We start from the raw sequence: 19876 nt of genomic DNA on the forward strand, positions 1-19876 counted from the left end.
AATAAAAACGCGGCCGCATCTTGGCTTTTTTTATGGAAGAGAGGATGATCGCAAATGAATAAGGGATATCCGCAAAGTTGGGATTTAGAAGTTTTTTATGAGGGAGGCTCTAACTCGGCAGCTTTTTTGCAAGAGCTGAAGGGAATGGACGAAGACATTGAGAGGCTGGATACCGCGCTATCCGCGGAAGCGAGCATTGGAGATTCTGAAATTGCGTCGATGACGGAGCTGCTGCAAAGCATCATCATCAGGTTGCGTGAGACAGAGTCGTTTGTTTCTTGCTTGCTGGCTCAAAACATGCGAGACACAGCCGCAAACTCACGCAGTGATCGCGTAAAGACGCTAGCTGCGAAGTTTCTTGGGGTGCTCACTCGTTTCGACAACGTACTGCGAGGACTTGATGACCTTGAATGGGAAAAGCTGCTTACGCATAAACAACTGTCTGAGGTTGCGTTCAGCTTGACTGAGCGCCGCGAGCTTGCGAAGCAAAAAATGGCTCCTGAGCTGGAAGCGTTGGCAGGAGATTTGGCAGTAGATGGTTACCACGGTTGGGGAGATTATTATAATGTAATCGTATCCAGAGCAAAATTTAACGATGTTGGTACAGACGGAGAGAAGAAAGTTCTATCCGCGGGTCAAATGCATAACCGTTTATCTGACGGGGACCGTGAAGTTCGAAAGGCTGCTTTTGCCGAGTGGGAGCGGGAATGGTCAGAGCAGGCAGATTTATGTGCCGAAACGTTAAACCGAATTTCAGGCTTTCGTTTAAAGCTGTACGACAAGCGTGGCTGGGATTCGGTGCTGCAGGAGCCGTTGCAAATGAACCGTATGAGTGAGGCTACGCTGCAAGCGATGTGGTCTGCTATACAAGAGAGCAAACAGGTTCTCGTTCGTTATCTAGAGCGCAAAGCGAAGCTGCTCGGTGTTGAGAAGCTGGACTGGCATGATGTTGAAGCGCCAATCGGATCAGCTACGAGAACGATTCCTTATGACGAAGCCGCTGCTTTTATAATAGAGCAGTTCCGAACGTTTAGTCCGGATCTGGCAGACTTCTCGGAGCTTGCATTCCGCGATGGCTGGATTGAGGCCGAGGATCGCCCTGGGAAACGTCCAGGCGGCTTCTGTACCTCTTTTCCAAAGAGTGGTCAAACTCGGGTATTTATGACGTATTCGGGTACTGCTTCAAACATCTCGACGCTGGCGCATGAGCTGGGTCATGCGTATCATCAGCATGTCATGAATGATTTGCCAGCGCTGTCGCAAGAATATGCGATGAATGTTGCTGAGACGGCTTCTACGTTTGCGGAGCTGATCGTTTCTGATCAAGCGTTAAAAACAGCAACAGAGGACGAGGAGAAGCTTGGATTGCTTGAAGACAAAATTCAGCGGTCTGTGGCATTTTTTATGAACATTCATGCGCGTTTTTTATTCGAAACTCGCTTCTACGCGCGTCGCAGTGAAGGTCTAGTATCAGTCGAAGAGCTTAATTCCTTAATGGAAGAGGCGCAGCGGGAAGCATATTGCGATATGCTAGGTGAGGTGCATCCTCATTTCTGGGCATCGAAGCTGCATTTTTACTTAACTGACGTTCCTTTCTACAACTTCCCTTATACATTTGGCTATCTATTCAGTGCGGGTATTTATGCGAAGGCGCTAAAGGAAGGTCCAGATTTCAAAGATAAGTATGTTGCATTGCTTCGCGACACCGGACGGATGACCGTTGAGCAGCTTGCTCAGGCACATTTAGGCGTAAATGTAGAGGAGATGGACTTCTGGCGCGATGCAGTTGCGCTGACTGCAGTTGATGTAGATCAGTTCATCGAAATGACAAACGAGTAAAGCGCTTCTTCGGAAGGGCAGTCATAACAGTAGCCGTAGACAGGGGGAAACCGTTTGTCTATGGCTATTTTTTATGAAAAATTGGATTCGAAATTATGCTTGCTTCTGCAAAAACAGAAGTGCATCTCTTTGTTTTGTGGGAAGCAGGGCAGATTATATTATAATAAGAGAATGTTCGATTACAGGAAAACGAAGAGAGGCGGAATTAAAATGAAAGAGCAGACAAGTCAAAAAGTGGTCGGATTTATTGGAACGGGTATTATGGGCGCGAGTATGGCGGGTCATTTGCTGGATAACGGCTATAAGGTTAATGTGTTTAACCGAACGAAATCAAGAACAGACACCTTGGTATCGAAGGGAGCTATTTGGCAGGATACGCCGAAATTGGTTGCGGAGCAATCGGATGTAATAATCACAATGTTAGGTTATCCCGTTGATGTGGAAGAGGTGTATTTTGGAGCCTCAGGTCTATTACAAAATGCACGGCCCGGTTCTGTCCTTATTGATATGACCACCTCAAGCCCGGCGCTTGCAAAACGGATTGCGCTAGAAGCTGGCAATAGGGGGCTTATGGCGCTCGATGCCCCTGTCTCAGGCGGAGATGTCGGCGCTAAGGAGGCCAGGCTGTCGATCATGGTCGGAGGATCAGAACAAGCCTATGATGCGGTGCTGCCATTGTTTATGATTATCGGCAAAAACATCGTCCATCAAGGCGAGGCGGGCGCAGGGCAATTCACCAAAATGTGCAATCAAATTGCGATTGCCACCAATATGATTGGCGTGAGCGAGGCTCTCGCTTATGCCAAGAAAGCAGGGCTGGAGCCGAGTAAGGTGCTGAAAAGCATTGAGGCTGGCGCGGCAGGGAGCTGGTCTTTATCGAATTTGGGGCCTCGCATGATCAATGGAGATTTTGCGCCAGGTTTTTACGTGAAACATTTCATAAAGGATATTAAAATCGCAATCGAATCGGCTGATGAGATGGGTCTTCCCTTGCCAGGCTTAGCGCTGGCACGCTCATTGTACGAGCAACTTATATCACTTGGAGAAGAAAATAGTGGTACACAAGCGTTATATAAAGTTATATTTAAAGAGTAGGACGACTATATATTGTACATCATTCGTTAATATGATATATTATTTTCAAATAATAGTACTATTAAACTTATGTATGACTCATATAGAGGATGGAGGAGAGTCCGATTCAATTATCCACGCGGCAATTGGAGCTTCTTGAGCTTGTGAAGAGGCACGCGCCGATTACCGGTGAGCAGCTGGCAGAATCTTTAGGTGTCAGCAGACCCACGCTGCGCTCAGACTTATCCCTTCTCGTCATGCTTGGCTTGCTTGATGCGAAGCCCAAGGTCGGTTATTTCTTAGGCAACACCTATCGTTCCAGCAGCGAGCCTTTGCAGCAATTGAACAATATGAAGGTGAGAGAAGTTCAGGGTGTTCCCGTTAATGTACCGGACTCTTTGTCTGTGCATGATGCTGTAATTACGTTATTCACTGAAAATGCGGATACTCTACTGATCGTGAATGAACAGAAGCGGTTTGTTGGAATCGTCACTCCGAAGGATTTGCTCAAAATAACACTTGGCAACGCTGGTGCTGCATCTATTCCTGTCAGTATGGTGATGACCCGTTATCCCAATATTGTGACGCTAATGCCCGACGAATCTGTGATGGAAGCCATTCGCAAAATGTCGCTCCATCAGGTAGATTGTTTACCGGTTATCGTTCCTCGCGAGGATCAAGCGAATGATCCTGAGGTTACCGGCTGGGTATCGAAGTCGAACATTATACGTCTGATGGCGGACATCGCAATGGATGGGAAATTGGGGGAGCCAGAGTTATGAGACAGCAGATTATTTATGTATGCTCCGATGCTGTAGGTGAAACGGCGGAAGCGGTGGCTAAGGCGACCTTGCGCCAATTCTCGTCGGAGCACGTGAAAATTAAACGTTACGGACATATCAAGTCCGAGGATGAAATTATACGTATTGTCGCGGAAGCGGCTAGCACAGGTGGTTTTATCAGCTACACGCTAGTCCAGCCGGAGCTTCGGGAGCAAATGAAAGAAGAGGCGTATAGAGCTGGCGTTCGAGCGGTTGATGTCATGGGACCGATGATGCAGGCGTACGTAGATACATTCGGAAGTTTCCCTAAGCGGGAGCCGGGACTGCTGCACTCCATTGATGATGCTTACCATCGCCGGATGGATGCGATTGAGTTTGCTGTAAAATATGATGACGGCAAGGATGCTCGTGGTTTTGTACAAGCACAGGTCGTCTTAATCGGCGTATCTCGAACGTCGAAGACGCCGCTTAGCATCTTCTTGTCTCATAAAGGAATTAAGACAGCCAACCTACCGCTAATGCCGGAGGTTAATCCGCCTGAAGAGCTAAAGCAGCCCGTTCCTGGTCGGTTGATTATTGGTTTGACGATGCAAGCTGAGCATCTTACGGAGATCCGTTCTGAACGGCTCAAGACGCTTGGACTTCCGGCATCCGCTCAGTATGCGACAACCGAGCGTATTCAAGAAGAGCTTGATTATGCAGAAGCGGTCATGAAATCATTGAATTGTCCTATTATAGATGTTACAAATCGTGCTATTGAAGAGACTGCAGGTATTATTGCTGAATGGCTTAACAAATAAATGGCTATACCGATAGAGACAAAGGGGGATTCAACATGGATAAAACGTTTGTAATGGTAAAGCCAGATGGTTATGCGCGTGGTTTAGTAGGTCGTATTGTTGCTCGATTTGAAGAAAAGGGCTTTAAACTAGTAGATGCAAAGGTCATGCAGCTATCAAGAGAGCATGCTGAGCAACATTATGAGCATTTGCGTTCAAAGGTATTTTTTGACGAGTTGGTCGATTTTATTGTTTCGGGGCCTATATTCGCAATGATATGGGAAGGCAAAGACGCTATTAAAAACGCACGGGGGCTTATTGGCGCAACGAATCCATCTGAAGCCCTTGCTGGTACAATCCGTGGAGATTTTGCAATCGACGTAGCTAGCAATATCATTCATGGCTCAGACTCTATTGAAAGTGCGGAGCGCGAGATCAAACTCTTTTTCCAACAGTCGAAGGAATCGAATAGCTTTTGAGCGATGAGGTAAAACAGAAGTAAATTCCTTAGTTGACGAATGGAATATGGGTATGGTAAATTTTATACAAAGTTAATGTTCAAACACGGAAGCACCGTATAAGGACGCAGATATCTGCGCCTTCTACGGTGCTTTTTTTGTGTTTTCGCAGTGGAAGGGATGGTGATTGTGCTGAACAAATATCAACTGGCGGTAGCGGTGAAGGAGCCGGAATACTTGAAGCGGTTAGCTGATTATATTCGGGACAGCAAGCTTGGCGAGCAATGGCAGATTATCGCATTCACGCACGCGGATGCTTTGAAGCTCTATGTGAAGCAAGGCTACAAGATCGATTTGCTCGCTGCACAGCCTGAGCTGCTTGTGGAGATGAAAGCTGAGCTTCCGAATATCCCTGTAGTTGCGCTCGTGATGCAGCACGGAGAAAGCAAGGAGAAGCATGAGCTTTTGCAATACCAACCGATTCCCCAGCTGCTGCAGCGATTTACGGAGATTCATTCCCAAGGGATAGCTCATGCTGCTTCGTCGTTTGGAACTTCTGAGAGGCCGTCTGACGTGAGGATTATATCTGTTTACTCGGCATCAGGGGGAACAGGGAAAACCGCTTTGGCACTGCATTTAGTACATGCCGCGAGTATGTATCAATGTCGAACTTTTTATTTGAACCTTGAGAGGTGGAACACATCGGAAGCGTGGCTAGGTGGTTTGAAGGATAGCGAGATCAAAGAAGAGGGTATGTCAGAACTGCTGTACGGTCTCAAATCACTGCCTGGGCAATCCGTGAATTGGCTTATGGAGCATCGGAAGCGGGACTCACAGCTAAAGGGCGATTATTTGGCCTCCTGGACAAATCTGGAGGATCGATTGACGCTTCATGAGGAAGATGCGGCTGGATTATTGGATACCATTGCCCAAAGCGGGCAGTACGATCTGATAATTGTTGATTTGGATAATGGGCTGGATGAGCTGCACCTTACTATTTTTGAACGATCAAGTCAGGTGATCTGGGTAGTAAACGATGATGCTTCCGTTAGAAATAAACAAAGAATGGCTCTTCGATATGGAGCGCAAAAATGGAGCAATAGATTTAGCCGTTTGGGCAATAAATTCATAAGCGTAAAAAACCATGTTGCCCGCCCTATACAAGCCTCAACTAGTGAGATGGATGGCATTGCATGTGCCAAGGTGGGACTTCCAGAAATTCCAGAATGGCGGGGAGCAAGCCATGTCGCTCTACTGTCATCACCTTTATACAGGGCAGCGGCAGATCAATTATTCAAACAGCTTTATTTGGAAGGAGGGGGAATGCTTGCTGAGCGATGAGACGGTGCTTGAACTGCGTAATAAGGTACGAGCAAAAATTGATTTTAGCGGTTCACTATCGGATGACAGCCTTATGAGAATCGCTGAAGAGATCGTTTTCGAATGGTGCGATCATCATCCTCTTACGGCCACCGAGAAAGTGAAGCTTGTACGTAGGCTGTTCCATTCGTTTAGAGGTCTTGATATTTTGCAGCCGTTGATGGAAGATGCCTCAATTAGTGAAATTATGATTAACCATCATGCAGAAATATTTGTTGAGCGCAGGGGACGAATGACACTTCTGCCGGTTTCTTTTGAAAGTAGAGAACGGCTCGAGGATTTAATCCAGACTGTTGTAGCTAGCGTGAATCGTGTCGTCAATGAGTCTACGCCAATCGTAGATGCGCGGCTAAAGGATGGCTCTAGGGTGCATGTCGTACTGCCGCCAGTAGCACTCAAAGGACCATGCATGACGATTCGGAAGTTTCCTGATCAGCCGCTAACGATGGAGGAGCTAGTTGCCATCCATTCGCTATCGCCTGAAGCAGCATCGTTTCTGAAAGAGCTTGTTGGGGCGCAATATAACATGTTCATAAGCGGAGGAACAGGAACGGGTAAAACAACTTTTCTAAATGCATTGTCGCAGTTTATCCAGTCGGATGAACGAATTGTTACGATCGAGGATTCTGCTGAGCTGCAAATTCGCTCGATTCCTAACTTAGTAGCGATGGAGACAAGAAATGCGAATACGGAAGGGAAAGGCGAGATTACGATTCGTGACCTTATACGTGCATCGCTTCGGATGCGTCCCAATCGAATTATTGTCGGCGAGGTGCGTGGCGGAGAGGCGCTCGATATGCTGCAAGCATTAAATACTGGACATGCCGGAAGCATGTCAACTGGGCACAGCAATGGTGCGAAGGATATGATGGCTCGACTTGAGACGATGGTGCTTAGTGCAGCTGAGCTGCCCATGCTGGTTATTCGTCAGCAAATCGCCTCGGCTATCGATATCGTCATCCATTTATCGAGGTTTCGTGATCGAACCCGCAAAGTGACCGAGATATGTGAGGTCATTGGTGTTGAAGCAGGCGAAATTCTACTTAATCCGCTGTTTACTTTCGAGGAGGAGGGAGAACGGGATGGTAGAGTGCTTGGCGGACTAAAGCGAACTGCGAATCCGGTGATGAGAATGGACAAGCTGACGCTGGCTGGGAAAAAAACGGGCGAAGGGGTGGCGATATGAGCAATTTAAATGGCGTGAATAAAAGCAACAGCTTCCATCGTTTGCACGGAGGGCGAATGGAAAGGATGCTCACATGGTGCGGCTGGGAGAGCGAAGCAACGATGGATAATATCCGAGCTGGCCGAATCCTCACGAACTATGAGCAATACTATCTCAACCGAAAACAGTTTATTGCCACGGCTTTAGCAGCAGCGGTGCTTTTGTATGGCGCTGTCTTTTTATTCTATCATTCTGTACTCCTATCATTTGCAGCTGCGAGCCTCGGTATAATCGCTCCAAGAATTAGACGTGAATCGCTCCTGCAGCAGCGCAAAGAGCGGCTCAAACTGCAATTTAAGGAAGCTTTGTTTTCTCTGACCTCCTCACTTGCTGCGGGTCGTTCTCTCGAAAATGCATTTTTGTCTACCCATGATGATTTGAAGCTAATATACCCTGATTCTCGAACAGAACTGTTGCTGGAATTTCAAATCATTCGCTTCCGCTTAGATAACGCCGAACCTTTAGAATATGCGCTGCGTAACTTCTCTAATCGTGCTGGCATTGATGAGATCACTCAGTTCGTTGACGCTCTTTCAGCTTGCAAGCGATCTGGAGGTGACTTGCTGGAGGTGATGAAACAAACCTCGATCATTATCGGAGAGAAGCTGGAGATTGAGCAGGAGATCGCCGTAATGGTTGCTCAAAAAAAATTCGAAGGACAAATTATGATGGCAGTTCCGTTTGTATTTTTAGCTTTCTTAAGCCTAGCTGCACCCGACTATATGGAACCTTTATATGGAGGCATCGGTTATTTATTGTTGACGGGTGCTCTGCTTCTGCTGCTCCTATGCTTCTGGGTAATGGGAAAAATGATGAGAATCCGAATGTAGCAAAGAAGGGAGACAATGCATGATTGCGGCAATTGTAGCTGTCACTCTTACAGCGATATGGATTTACTTGGCAGGAAGAGGAGCACTTCATGCAATATGGCTTCAACTGAAACGAAGAAAACAAGCTGATGACCAAACACGCCAGCAGCTTGTGCAGCTAAGTTTGATTAATCCATTTATGCGTGTGCTTGAGCGGTTCCAGCTTTTTGAAACGCTGCATATGCCAATGGGCAGTTACCATATGAAGCTGCTTTTGTTGAAAGACAGCAATTGGTCAATCGAGCAGACGAAAGCTCAAGCATCATCCGCTTTAGGTACTGGTTATGCAGCTTTAACGGGTTGTGTATGGCTGAGTTTGCTTGGACAGGAGCCAATACTATTACTGATGGGCGCTGTATTCGGCATCGTATTAACGATACGTCCTTTCGTAGAAGCGGGTCGGCGCGTTGAAGAACGAAAGCAGCAAATGGTTATCGAGCTGCCCGTTATGCTCAGTAAGTTGATGCTGCTCGTAGGTGCCGGGGAGACCGTGCAGCAAGCATTGGCAAGATGCTTGGAAGGAAAAGAGACCATGCAGCACCCTCTCTATAAGGAATGGGGAGAGACGGTGTCCATGCTTCGCAATGGTCAATCATTCAGTACAGTGATGGAGCGGTTTAATAGAAGATGCGCTGTGCAGGAAGTATCGATTTTCACAACGGTGCTCCTTCTGAATTATCGCCGAGGAGGAGAGCATTTTATTCTCGCATTGCGAGAGCTTTCCTATACCTTATGGGAGAAGCGCAAGGCAATCGCTAGATCGCGTGGGGAGCAAGCCTCCTCAAAGCTCGTATTTCCGCTTGTAGGAATTTTATTAGTGCTTATGATTTTGGTAGCTGCACCGGCAATGCTGCTCATGTCTTAACTAAACCCGAGAGGAAGATGAAAGATGAACAAAATAGGTCAAACGATTCGCTCATTTTGGAAAGAGGAAGATGGTTTGGGAACGCTCGAAATTATTTTGATTATTGCGGTTGTTATTATTATTGCACTGCTCTTTAAAGACTGGATTATTGAGCTGATCGAACGGTTGATGGGCAAAGCAGATGACGAGGCGGACAAAATTTTTAGTTAGCAGGTGGGGCTGATGAACAGATTGCGAATAAAAGCAAGGCTGCTGGGCTGGCTGAAGAAGGAGCAAGGCAGCTTCACGCTGGAGTCTACGATCGTATTTCCAATGCTGTTCGGGCTTATATTGTTGTTTATCTTGTTCGGTATGTATATGTACGAGAAAGTTATCGTCTATTATGCAGCCTCTTCAACTGCTGAGCGTGCTGCTTTCAGCTGGGACAACAGTAATCGAGAGGCAAGGAGCGGCATGCTTATTGAACCAGACTATGATGGCTTATATTGGCGAATTGGCGAAGATGGAATGCTTAGCAGCTTGTTTGGTCTGAGAGGGGAGAATGCAGCTGCGAAAGTTGTACTTCCCCTTGCGGAGACGGTTGATGGAAGCAATAACGCTTTATCTGTACGCAAAATGGAGCAGTCAGCTCGTTGGCTGGAACAAGCAGGCTTAACATACGAAGGACAAATCAGCTATTCGGGCAGTGTTCTCAAAAGAGTGATCTTGGTCAAATTAAAAGAATCCTTATCGGTTGGAATTGTAGAGAAGAGCTGGTTGAAACGAGAACCTAAAACCGTATCATCCGCCACGATAGTTGATCCAACTGAATTTATTCGGAGCGTTGATCTTGTTCGCTATTATTCATCTAGGTTCGCCAATCGAGCAGGAGGAGCTGGGCAAGCGAAAACTCAGGCCGGACAGGTGCTGGACTCTTATAAAGGTGCCGGAAAGGCGCCAAAGCCATAATGAAGCAGCAATTGTGGGATTGCGATAGGTAATGATGGAGGTGCATGGCAGCTATGATCGTGAATAAAGCATCGAGACATAGATTCAAGTTATCCAATTGCAAACTTTTATTTCGAGAAGATGGGGCAGTAACCGTGTTTTCGGTTATTGTATTATCCTCGCTGCTGTTGTTTTTCTCTTTGCTTATTGATTATGCCCGTATTGCGGCTTTGCATAAGTTAACTGAGGATGCTGTAAGGTCCAGCGTAAGATCTGTGCTCTCTGCCTATGATGCTGCTCTTTATGAGCGATACGGATTGTTTGGTCGTGGCGGAACAGATGGGCAAACGATTTTTAAGGAAATGATGACGGCTAATACAGAAGCAGCTGAAGGCTCGGCTCGAACAGGCATGAAGCTGGTTCGCGCTAAGTCTGAAGCTACGGCGCTGCACGCGGCGACGTTTCTAGGCAGCCATGATGTATTTTCAAGACAGGTACTGGAGGAGATGAAATATAAGGCCCCAGTAGATTTTACTTTAGATCTCGCAGCGAGGTTTGTGCCGATGGCAGATGCCATGAAGGAGGCGTCTATTGCAATGAGTCTGCTGGAGAGTATGAGGAAGTTTTACGAGAAGCGGGAAGAACATCTAGCTAATGTGCTTCAACTGCAAAAGCAGATGGCCTCGACCATAAGTGGAAGCCGTATTCCTATATTAATACCAGTCCAGACGGATGTCATAACAATAGAAGGCGATTCTGCTCTGAGCATCGCTTCGGAATACGGCGCCTATGCTGCCAAAGTTATGTATAATCAATCGTTAACTGCTGGGGATAAAATGTTGCATACAAAAGAAATAGAAGCATACGAGGCAAGAGTCAGAGCGTTTACTTTGGAGCTGCGTAAAGTGAGCGATGATATGCACAGACAGCATGTGAAACTGCATGGGGACTCTATTCGGGAGCTGGAAGCTGCCAGGGGATTAAATGAGGATATGCTGAGACTGGTTCAACAAGCAAATCAGCAGCCTGAGTATAGTGGATATGATGCCGTGTCCAAGCATAAATCAACTAATGCGGAGCAGCACCAGGTTCCAGCTGATGCTGCTTCTGATATTGAGCAGGTGAGGAAAGCTGCAGATGAGCTTGTAAAGACGGATGGATGGTTTAATGAGTATCGGCAGGAGCTGGAGGTGCAGGGCTCATCTGCAGCTTCAATCGATATGGAAGCAGGCAGCTATCAATCCAGCAGCCTTGCTTCTATTAACAAGCCTATCACAAGCAAAGCTGCTGATACATTGCTTGAAGGGGTTACTAGCTTACGACTTGCTTATGGGGCATATGAACAGAAATATATTCGTCCTGCTAGTGTCATAGTTGATCGACAGAAAGCACTTGATCAAGGTCAGATAACGACACAGCTTAAGCAGCAGAAGGAGCAAGCGGGTTCGCTGTGGAAACAGGCGCGAAGTTTGCTGCATGGATTGACAAGTATCCCGCAATCTGAAGAGCATCAAAAGGTGTTCGAACGGGTAAAGCAACGTTATAACGATAATTTATTATTCAATAAGCAGTCTGATGAGGCAACGACAATAGAGAGTATGGAGCAGGCTAGTGATGCGCATATGGCAGCTGAGCAGTCTACTGCCTTTATGGGCGGATTGTTTACAGGTATGGCCGGGATGCTGGAGAAAACAAGAGATTCGCTGTACTTTGGCGAATACGTCATTCATCGTTTTACCGCGTTTGCTCCACAGCATTTACGTTCCATGATGACTGGCGGAGATCTATCAGAGCTATCACATGCCATTTCATTTAATAATCAGGAAGCGGAATATATTATTTACGGCTTCAATAATCCAGTTGGGAATATAGCTGCTGCATATGGCGAACTGTTTGCAACACGGCTGGCTGTGAGGACGATGGAAGGGCTGCTTGAAAGCAAATCGTTAGGGCATCCACTGCTTATCTTATCAGCAGCACTTATTTATGGATTAGAGAAATCGATCGAGGACATGCTTGCTTTCACTGAGCGAGGATCAGCTCCATTGTCTAAGTACGTAAAGGTAGAGCTTACTTATACAGATTATTTACGGCTCTTTACACTGATGCATGGTGCGGATGACGGGGCAAGTTTGGCTCGGATGATTGCAGCCATCGAGCAAAACATTGGATCGACGCTTTCTGCCGTTCCAAGCGGAGTGACAGGTGAAACAACCGTTTCGATGGAGCTTTGGTTCATTCCCGGATTAATTCGGACGCTTGGCGCGGTCGGACTTCTGGAAGGAAAGGTTGTAGGCAACCGTTATGAGACGACACAAACGATGGGCTGGTCTTATTAAACCTAGGCATATTAAGCATGAACAAGGTTCAATAGTCGTAGAAGCTGCGTTAGTGATGCCCATGGTTATCGTTGTGTTGTTGGTTTTTGTCATGCTCATTCGTCTCTGTGCGGTACAGATGGCACTGCATTCTGCCGCTTCTCAGACGGTAAGGCAAATGGCAGCACATATTCATCCGGTAGAACTTGCCTGGCAGCAGGCATCAGCCGCTGTTCCTTTGCCTTCCAAAGGAACTATTCCTTTGTCCTCATGGAGTGAGATTGCAGCAGAAGCCGCGGAATGGTTCCCTTCACCCGTAGGATCTTTGGTTTCGTCCACATTGCGAGGTGACTTCCGTCCGATTCAAAATATGGCTGCAACGGAAATGGGAAGATCAGTTATCGAGCCATTACTAAGAGAGTTTTCTGATGTAGCCATTATTGATCCTCCAAAGTTAAGGCTAAACTGGTTATCACTGCCTGATTTAGGGAAAGAACATGAGCCTTATTTGGCTATAGAGGTGGAATATGACTTTCCTTTAAAGCTGCCTTTTTACGGTAAGCCCATTGTTCTGAAGGAGCAGGCCTCCGAACGTGTTTGGATTAGTGATGCGGCTCCTGCTGCATATGGTGAAAACAAGATTGATCAAGAGAACATTCCAATCCAAATCGTTTCTATAGAGCCAAATCCGCTTCGTCCTGGCAAGAAGGCTGCTGTTACAGTAAAAACGTTGCCAGGCGCTGCCATTTCTTTGGGTGTTACATATAAGAGCGGCTCAAGTAAAGCGAAACATCTTGGTGAAGCGGTTGCCGATACGGATGGTTATATAAAATGGACCTGGCATGTATCGGGCAATACGACTCCGGGTATGTGGGAGCTTAAAGCTTCAGAGGTGACCAAGCAAAATAATCAAGTATCCATGCATTTTGTCGTTGAGAAGAGCAGCGGAGGCAAGTAGGAGAAGACATAGCTAAGATGGAGGGGGAGTCGCCATGGATTTTATTGAAACAGCTGCTGTTGCAGTGTTTTTAATGATAGCTCTCTATACGGATTTAAAAGCTCAAATTATTCCTAATTGGCTGACTGTGCCCTTTTTTACTGCTGCATTTATTTATCATATTGCTCTTAGCGGAATCGAAGGGGCGGTAACAGCAGCAGTGGGCGCATCAGCAGGATTTATTCCCTTGCTGCTGCTGCATTTCGCGCGAGGGATAGGTGCTGGAGATGTAAAGCTGTTTGGAGCATTAGGGGCCTTAGTGGGGGTATGGATTGTGCTGCAAATGATGCTTTATGCCATTTTGTATGCGGGTGCAATTGGCGTGTGTCTAGTCATTGTTAATCGTGCTTTTGGGAAGAGGGTTGCTGCAGGTGTATCGGCAATCATTGTGCGAGAGGCAGGATATAGGAAGCTTCAGTGGCTGCAATGGGCGGAGTCTGGTAAAAAATTTCCGTTTATGCTGGCGGTTGTACCAGCAGCAGTTACGGTATGGTCCATGTTCAGCTAAGTTTGCATGTGATAAGGGGGATTTGAGAAATGCAAAACTTTCGAATTGATTTTGCTATGAATCAGACGCATGAGATGATTATAGATCGTGAGAGCGGCTTGTATAGAAGCGAGCTTGATGAGATAGAGCTTCATATGCTACATAGTGAGCGAATTCCCTACCTGCTGCCGATTGATTGGTTCGAGCTGGACAGCAAAGTTACGTTCCGATACAAGCTGTCAGGAATGAGAATGCTTCTGCACAGGCTGCAGCAGCAACAGCTCACGATGGAGCAATATTATACGCTTATATTAGGCGTTGCGGATGCGCTATTCGAATGTAGGCATTACATGCTGCGACCAGAAGGCTGCCTGCTTGATGAACAATATATTTTTATCGGAGAGAAGCTGCATGATATACGGCTTGCATATGTGCCTATAAAAACAGGTACTGCTGAACAAACAAAGGGAGCGGGAGATCTTTTGTCGTTAATCGTTCGATTCACATCTTATGTAGATCGCATTGATGGAGAAGGCTTGAAGCGTGTGCTGCAGCATTTATCCGGCAAGAGGTGGCCACTGGAAGAGCTTCGGTCGACTCTGTTGGAGTTAATAGGAGAAACTCCTTCGAAACTGAGAAGCGAACTAGAGGAGAAGTTCGAGAAGCAGCAAGCAGAAAAACCAGCTCCGCCGAAAAAAATTCACTTTTAGAATGGCAGCATCAATCCGAGTGCACGAGCCTTGATGGAGAAGGACAGGATCAAATCTCAAACCCACTTTGGAAGCCTTTTTCATCTCCACAAATGGATGATTTTAAAGATCAGTCATTCTCTTCAAAAAATCATTTTGCTGATCCTTTATATACGGAGGAGGGTAAGCCGGAAACGAAGAAAAGATGGATCGCAACAGCTGTTCTTGTCGTCGCACTTGCATGCGTTTGGCGATTTGTTTATTTTGAAGCTGCTTCAAGGCAGAGCTTATTGATCAGCCTAGGCATTTCCTTGCTGCTTCTTGCATCTGTTATGCTCGTTTGGAGAAAGAAAACGAACCGTGATACATACGATGAAGATTCGGAAGAGGAATTAGAACAATCTAAGTTTAACGCTGGATTATTTCCTGGGCTTAATAGAGTATATGAGGATCATAATTCTACCGAAGGAACTCCGCAAAAAATACCAGAGGATCTAAATAAACAAAACGATGATCATATGGTTGCTTCATTACATGTAGTTGCAGCAAATCCCGTATCGTATATAGTGGAACCGACCGTTCTGCTAGGAAATAAACATGCAATAGAGCACTTGAGTGAACCGTCAATATGGATTCAAAGAAGATGGGAGGGTCACGAGAGTAAGTTAGAGTTAAATGAAGGTTGCTTCAAAATTAGGCGTATGGGTGAGCAGGTGAGCTATGCAGAGGTTGCAAGAGGTATATCGCGGCTTCATTTGGAAATTGAGTGCACAGAGGGTGAATATAAAGGGAAGGATTTAGGGTCCAGAAATGGGAGCCTGCTTAATGGACAAATGATGATCCCTTATAAGAGCTATAAGCTAACAATAGGTGATATTATCCATCTTGCAGGCGAACAAGGACCAGCCTATGAGCTGAAATCGGGATAAGGAAGAAAATTAACCTCGTCCTACCAGCTCTTCCATGGCGCTTTCAACAGTTGGATACCGGAATACGAACCCGTTCTCAAGCGCTCTGCTAGGCAAAGCTCGCTGTCCGTCTAACAGCAGTGTTGACATTTCACCGAATAATGTTCGCATCACAAAAGCAGGAACTGGAAACCAATGAGGCCTTCCCATTGCTTTGCCAATTGCACGTCCAAATGAATCATTCGATACAGGATCGGGCGAAGATGCATTGATAGGTCCTTCAATGAAGTTGTTGTCCAAAATAAATAGGATTAACCGAATCATATCCTCGAGATGAATCCATGACAGCCATTGTTCTCCGCTGCCGATTTTACCGCCACCGAACAAGCGATATGGCATAGCCATTAAAGGAAAGGCGCCTTCCTTTTTGTCTAAAACGACGCCCACGCGGAGTTTAACAAGTCGCTCAGCTGGTATGCTGTCTGCGGCCTGTTCCCATTTCTGAACAACCTCCGATAAAAAATCGGTAACTCTAGTTGGGCTTGATTCATCAAAAATACCGTCTGCTGATATGCCGTACGCGGAAATCCCGGATGCGTTAATAACAAGCGGCGGTTTGTGGTTGAGCGAATGAACAAGCTTCGAGATGCGGGCTGCTGCTGTTAGTCTTGAGTCCATGACACGCTGCTTGGCGGCTTGATTCCATCGTTGATTAATGGATTCGCCTGTGAGATTGACTATGGCATCAATGCCTTCCAGTAAAGAGGGAGAAGCTTCAAGCTCATCCCAAGTCATTTGGTTAAACCCAGCGCGTTTGGATTGATTTTTTGGGCTAGTTCTGGAAATAATCCATACCTCATCATTTCTCTCAAGCAAAGCCTTTGTAAGCGCACTTCCAATAAACCCAGTTCCACCAGCTATCGCAACCCGCATCTTCGTTCGCTCCTTCAATTAACCCATTACTTTAATTCATTGATTACTTTATTTCCTCAATTTTGACAAGCCAATTTTGTTTAAGAGTAGCTTCACCTTCGATTGCTTTCTCCGAATACTCGAATTTTACTTTTGCATCATCGGGTAACGCTTCTAACGTACTCTTTTGCTCATCTGTTACTTGAAGCGCAATCGCCCCGGTAGCCGTTTCAATTTCTATAGAGTGCGAGTCACTTAGACCGCTATAAGTACCTTCATTCACTTTGTTTGGCGCTGCTGGATCCTCGATTGTACCATTGTTGTTGGTTGTAGCATCTGTTGGTTCCGGCGAAGATACATCAGGTTCAATTACACCGTTATCTTCTGGCAACTGGCTGACAATGGGTCCGTCGGTCGCACTACCTTGTTGTTCATTTCCTGTGTTATTTCCTGTGTTTGCATTGCCACCACATGCTGAAGTTGCGAGCATAACAGCTAGAAGAAGGGCTCCTGCTGTAGCTGCTTTTTTGTTTCTTCTTCTCTTCGATGAGTTCATCATTAGAACCACCTCCTGATATTAATAACGAAATGAATGAGTATAAGGTTACATTTTTATATATAACCACAAAATATGGGTATGAAGCATGGACGAAAAAGGGATCTTTAACTAACGATTAAAATATAAATGAGTTTAAGCCGCAATGATGCGGCTTAAACTCATTTATTAAGTAGATGCTTATAGGGAGTATAGTCGATTCCTTGGCGGTCAAGAAATGTAACAAGACTACGGTAATCACGTTTAGGAGTTGCTCGTATGTAACCTTCGATACAATGCTCACGCGTAACGGATGATGCGCCATGTTCAATCGCCACTTGACCAATTTTGGCTGCGATGGAATGTTTAGCTATATCACGAAAAGCGCTTGGCACTGGGGAAACAAGCTCGTCAAGCAGATCCTTGGAATCATCATTCCACATGCTGCGACTGCGATCTACCCAGTAGTTTTGCCAATCGAGCTTAGACTTGCCGTCTCGCATCGGAAGCACCTTGAGAAATTTTCGAAACATGAAAAATCCGCCAATCGACATAGCCACAACCATGACGATTGCCCAAAAAACGATAAAATACATAAACCAATCGGGGGCAACTTTCATATGTGTCTTTCACCTCAATAATGAATTATACCGTATTCCTAGATTTATTTCGACATTCCTTGTAAAATAAGGTTTGATCAACCGAAAGGGGCGTAATATTTATGTTAAAAATAGGTTCCCATGTATCATTTTCGGACAAGGGGCTGCTGACTGCAGCACAAGAAGCGGTATCGTATGGCTCAAGCACATTTATGATCTACACCGGCGCACCTCAGAATACAAGAAGGAAGCCGATCGATTCGTTATATATTGAAGAAGGCAAAGCGCTAATGGAACAATCCGGCATCAATGAGATTGTCGTTCATGCACCTTATATTGTGAATCTTGGCTCGTATAAGGATTCCACGTTCGAGCTTGCGGTTTCTTTTTTACAAGAAGAAATTCGTCGTACCGATTATATTGGTGTTCGTAATATTGTCCTTCATCCCGGTGCATATACGGATAAGGATGCAGAATACGGCATCGCTCGGATAGCAGAAGGCCTAAATGAAGTGCTTGCAGGCACAAAAGAAACGAATGTTAACATCGCACTTGAGACAATGGCGGGCAAAGGCACGGAAATTGGACGCAGCTTTGAAGAGATTGCGGCGATTATTGACAAAGTTCAGGATAATGAACGTTTAACAGTATGTATGGATACTTGCCACATGCATGATGCTGGCTACGACCTTGTTAATGATCTTGATGGCGTTCTCGAACAGTTCGATCGTGTGGTTGGACTGAATCGTGTTGCTGTAGTACATGTAAACGATAGTAAAAACTCACGTGGCGCTGGAAAAGACAGACATGCTCCGGTTGGCGCAGGCTGGCTTGGTCATGACGCGATTCAAAGAATCGTTCAACATGAAGGTCTTAAGGGACGTCCATTTATTCTTGAAACGCCTTGGATTGGCAAAGAAGACAAGACAGAGCGTCCGATGTATGAAGCGGAGATCGCTTTGCTGAGCGGCAATGGAAGAACTCGCTTAGGAGAAGGTTTCTTTGAAGATGTGGAGCGCCTTCATCATTTCTTCGGCAAGCAAGAGATTGATTCCAGAGGTTTTGTACTCTCTACTTGGGATTTGCTTAAAAATGATGCGAAAGCAAAAAAAGCAGACCCGCGCGAGCCAATGGAGCGTCTGTACGATCTTGTAATGGCAGGCGAAGCATTGCCGACTGGTCTAACAGAAGAACAAATCAATCAGCGCATTATAGCTTGGTTTGGCGGCAAAGAGCTGCTTGCTAGACTTTAATATTAGCTAACGATTATTTCATATATCATTGCGAAAGGAAGTTTGAAGTCCATGTCATCACAATCCACCCCATCTGAAATTACCATTGAAGCAGGTGGAAAGAGCGGGCGTGCGCGCATGCTTATTTCATGTCCGGACCGTCCGGGCATCGTAGCTGCTGTATCTCATTTCTTATATGAGCACGGGGCTAACATTGTACAATCAGATCAATACACGATGGACCCGGAAGGCGGTATGTTTTTCATCCGTTTTGAATTTGATCTGATTGATCTGGACAAGGAGCTTCCAGTTCTCATGGAGGACTTCACCAGAGTAGCGGATCGATTTGACATGAAATGGCATACATTCCGTGCCAGCCGCAAGAAACGTCTTGCAGTATTTGTTTCTAAAGAGGATCATTGTTTGCTTGAGCTGCTTTGGCAGTGGAAGGCAGGGGACCTTGATGCTGATATTTCGATGGTAATAAGCAATCACCCTGATATGCGCGAACTGGTAGAATCCTTTGGCATACCTTATCACCATATCCCAGTGACTGCGACTACAAAAGCAGAAGCCGAGCGCAAGCAGATGGAAGTTGTTGCAGATAAAGCGGATATCATTGTATTGGCACGTTATATGCAAATCATTTCGCCAAAGTTTATCGAACAATTTCCAAATCGGATCATTAATATTCACCACTCGTTTCTTCCAGCCTTCGTTGGCGGCAAACCGTATGCACAGGCTTATACACGCGGCGTGAAAATTATCGGAGCAACAGCGCATTATGTGACTGAAGAGTTAGACGGTGGGCCAATTATCGAGCAGGACGTTCAACGCGTCAGCCATCGTGATAACGTCGATGATTTGAAAAGAATAGGCCGGACCATTGAACGGGTCGTACTTGCAAGAGCTGTGAAATGGCATATTGAAGATCGTGTAATCGTGCATAATAATAAAACCGTTGTATTCAACTAACTGTATTTTTATGCGATAAATCCATT

At 45.9% G+C, this 19876-nt stretch carries 21 protein-coding genes; 18 read left to right on the forward strand and 3 right to left on the reverse strand.

Annotated elements, in window-relative coordinates; all coding sequences use genetic code 11:
* Nucleotides 1-54 precede the first annotated feature (54 nt).
* The 16 genes from AC787_RS28085 to AC787_RS28160 all read left to right on the forward strand — a co-directional run bounded on the left by AC787_RS28085 (nt 55) and on the right by AC787_RS28160 (nt 15618).
* A complete protein-coding gene (locus AC787_RS28085; RefSeq protein WP_054028280.1) occupies nt 55-1839 on the forward strand; it encodes a M3 family oligoendopeptidase in 1785 nt (594 codons plus the stop codon).
* A 210-nt stretch (nt 1840-2049) separates the two neighbouring features.
* Nucleotides 2050-2934: an NAD(P)-dependent oxidoreductase gene (locus AC787_RS28090; protein WP_054028624.1), complete on the forward strand. Its 885-nt coding sequence runs from the start codon at nt 2050-2052 to the stop codon at nt 2932-2934.
* Between the two features lie 89 nt (nt 2935-3023).
* Entirely contained in the window at nt 3024-3695 is a 672-nt protein-coding gene (locus tag AC787_RS28095) for a CBS domain-containing protein (protein WP_054028281.1), read from the forward strand.
* Entirely contained in the window at nt 3692-4495 is an 804-nt protein-coding gene (locus AC787_RS28100) for a pyruvate, water dikinase regulatory protein (RefSeq protein ID WP_054028282.1), read from the forward strand. Before AC787_RS28095 ends, AC787_RS28100 begins: the two co-directional genes overlap by 4 nt.
* Nucleotides 4496-4530: 35 nt before the next feature.
* A complete protein-coding gene (gene ndk, locus AC787_RS28105; RefSeq protein ID WP_054028283.1) occupies nt 4531-4953 on the forward strand; it encodes a nucleoside-diphosphate kinase in 423 nt (140 codons plus the stop codon).
* Between the two features lie 168 nt (nt 4954-5121).
* Nucleotides 5122-6273, forward strand: coding sequence for a hypothetical protein (locus AC787_RS28110; RefSeq protein ID WP_152970790.1), 1152 nt, complete (start codon nt 5122-5124; stop codon nt 6271-6273).
* Complete coding sequence (locus AC787_RS28115; RefSeq protein WP_235561162.1) at nt 6263-7498, forward strand: CpaF family protein; 1236 nt, start codon at nt 6263-6265, stop codon at nt 7496-7498. The genes AC787_RS28110 and AC787_RS28115 overlap by 11 nt, the downstream gene beginning before the upstream one ends.
* Complete coding sequence (locus AC787_RS28120; protein WP_082361224.1) at nt 7495-8367, forward strand: type II secretion system F family protein; 873 nt, start codon at nt 7495-7497, stop codon at nt 8365-8367. Before AC787_RS28115 ends, AC787_RS28120 begins: the two co-directional genes overlap by 4 nt.
* Nucleotides 8368-8386: 19 nt before the next feature.
* On the forward strand, nt 8387-9271 hold the full coding sequence (locus AC787_RS28125; RefSeq protein WP_054028285.1) for a type II secretion system F family protein: 885 nt from the start codon (nt 8387-8389) through the stop codon (nt 9269-9271).
* Nucleotides 9272-9295: 24 nt separating this feature from the next.
* Nucleotides 9296-9481, forward strand: a complete 186-nt coding sequence (locus tag AC787_RS28130) for a Flp1 family type IVb pilin (RefSeq protein WP_054028286.1) — start codon at nt 9296-9298, stop codon at nt 9479-9481.
* A 12-nt stretch (nt 9482-9493) separates the two neighbouring features.
* Entirely contained in the window at nt 9494-10219 is a 726-nt protein-coding gene (locus tag AC787_RS28135) for a TadE/TadG family type IV pilus assembly protein (protein ID WP_054028287.1), read from the forward strand.
* A gap of 53 nt (nt 10220-10272) precedes the next feature.
* The gene (locus AC787_RS28140; protein WP_161807577.1) at nt 10273-12537 is read left to right on the forward strand and encodes a hypothetical protein; all 2265 of its coding nucleotides are present in this window, start codon (nt 10273-10275) and stop codon (nt 12535-12537) included.
* On the forward strand, nt 12503-13474 hold the full coding sequence (locus AC787_RS28145) for a TadE/TadG family type IV pilus assembly protein (protein ID WP_152970791.1): 972 nt from the start codon (nt 12503-12505) through the stop codon (nt 13472-13474). The genes AC787_RS28140 and AC787_RS28145 overlap by 35 nt, the downstream gene beginning before the upstream one ends.
* Nucleotides 13475-13508: 34 nt before the next feature.
* On the forward strand, nt 13509-14021 hold the full coding sequence (locus AC787_RS28150) for a prepilin peptidase (RefSeq protein WP_054028290.1): 513 nt from the start codon (nt 13509-13511) through the stop codon (nt 14019-14021).
* Nucleotides 14022-14050: 29 nt separating this feature from the next.
* Entirely contained in the window at nt 14051-14710 is a 660-nt protein-coding gene (locus AC787_RS28155; protein ID WP_054028291.1) for a DUF6382 domain-containing protein, read from the forward strand.
* 92 nt (nt 14711-14802) lie between these two features.
* Nucleotides 14803-15618 carry an FHA domain-containing protein gene (locus tag AC787_RS28160; RefSeq protein WP_054028292.1) on the forward strand — a complete coding sequence of 272 codons (816 nt, stop codon included), beginning with the start codon at nt 14803-14805 and terminating at the stop codon, nt 15616-15618.
* 9 nt (nt 15619-15627) lie between these two features.
* Here the strand turns inward: AC787_RS28160 and AC787_RS28165 are convergent, their stop codons facing one another.
* The 3 genes from AC787_RS28165 to AC787_RS28175 form a co-directional block, all read right to left on the reverse strand.
* Complete coding sequence (locus AC787_RS28165) at nt 15628-16530, reverse strand: TIGR01777 family oxidoreductase (RefSeq protein ID WP_054028293.1); 903 nt, start codon at nt 16528-16530, stop codon at nt 15628-15630.
* Nucleotides 16531-16573: 43 nt separating this feature from the next.
* On the reverse strand, nt 16574-17068 hold the full coding sequence (locus tag AC787_RS28170; protein ID WP_054028294.1) for a hypothetical protein: 495 nt from the start codon (nt 17066-17068) through the stop codon (nt 16574-16576).
* Between the two features lie 158 nt (nt 17069-17226).
* The gene (locus AC787_RS28175; protein WP_054028295.1) at nt 17227-17664 is read right to left on the reverse strand and encodes a DUF2621 domain-containing protein; all 438 of its coding nucleotides are present in this window, start codon (nt 17662-17664) and stop codon (nt 17227-17229) included.
* Between the two features lie 101 nt (nt 17665-17765).
* Between AC787_RS28175 and AC787_RS28180 the strand changes: the two genes are divergently transcribed.
* A complete protein-coding gene (locus AC787_RS28180; protein WP_054028296.1) occupies nt 17766-18896 on the forward strand; it encodes a deoxyribonuclease IV in 1131 nt (376 codons plus the stop codon).
* 51 nt (nt 18897-18947) lie between these two features.
* Nucleotides 18948-19850: a formyltetrahydrofolate deformylase gene (purU, locus tag AC787_RS28185; protein ID WP_054028297.1), complete on the forward strand. Its 903-nt coding sequence runs from the start codon at nt 18948-18950 to the stop codon at nt 19848-19850.
* Nucleotides 19851-19876: the final 26 nt, after the last annotated feature.

Origin of the sequence: Bacillus sp. FJAT-28004 (assembly GCF_001280845.1) — a bacterium.
Classification (GTDB): domain Bacteria; phylum Bacillota; class Bacilli; order Paenibacillales; family Paenibacillaceae; genus Pristimantibacillus.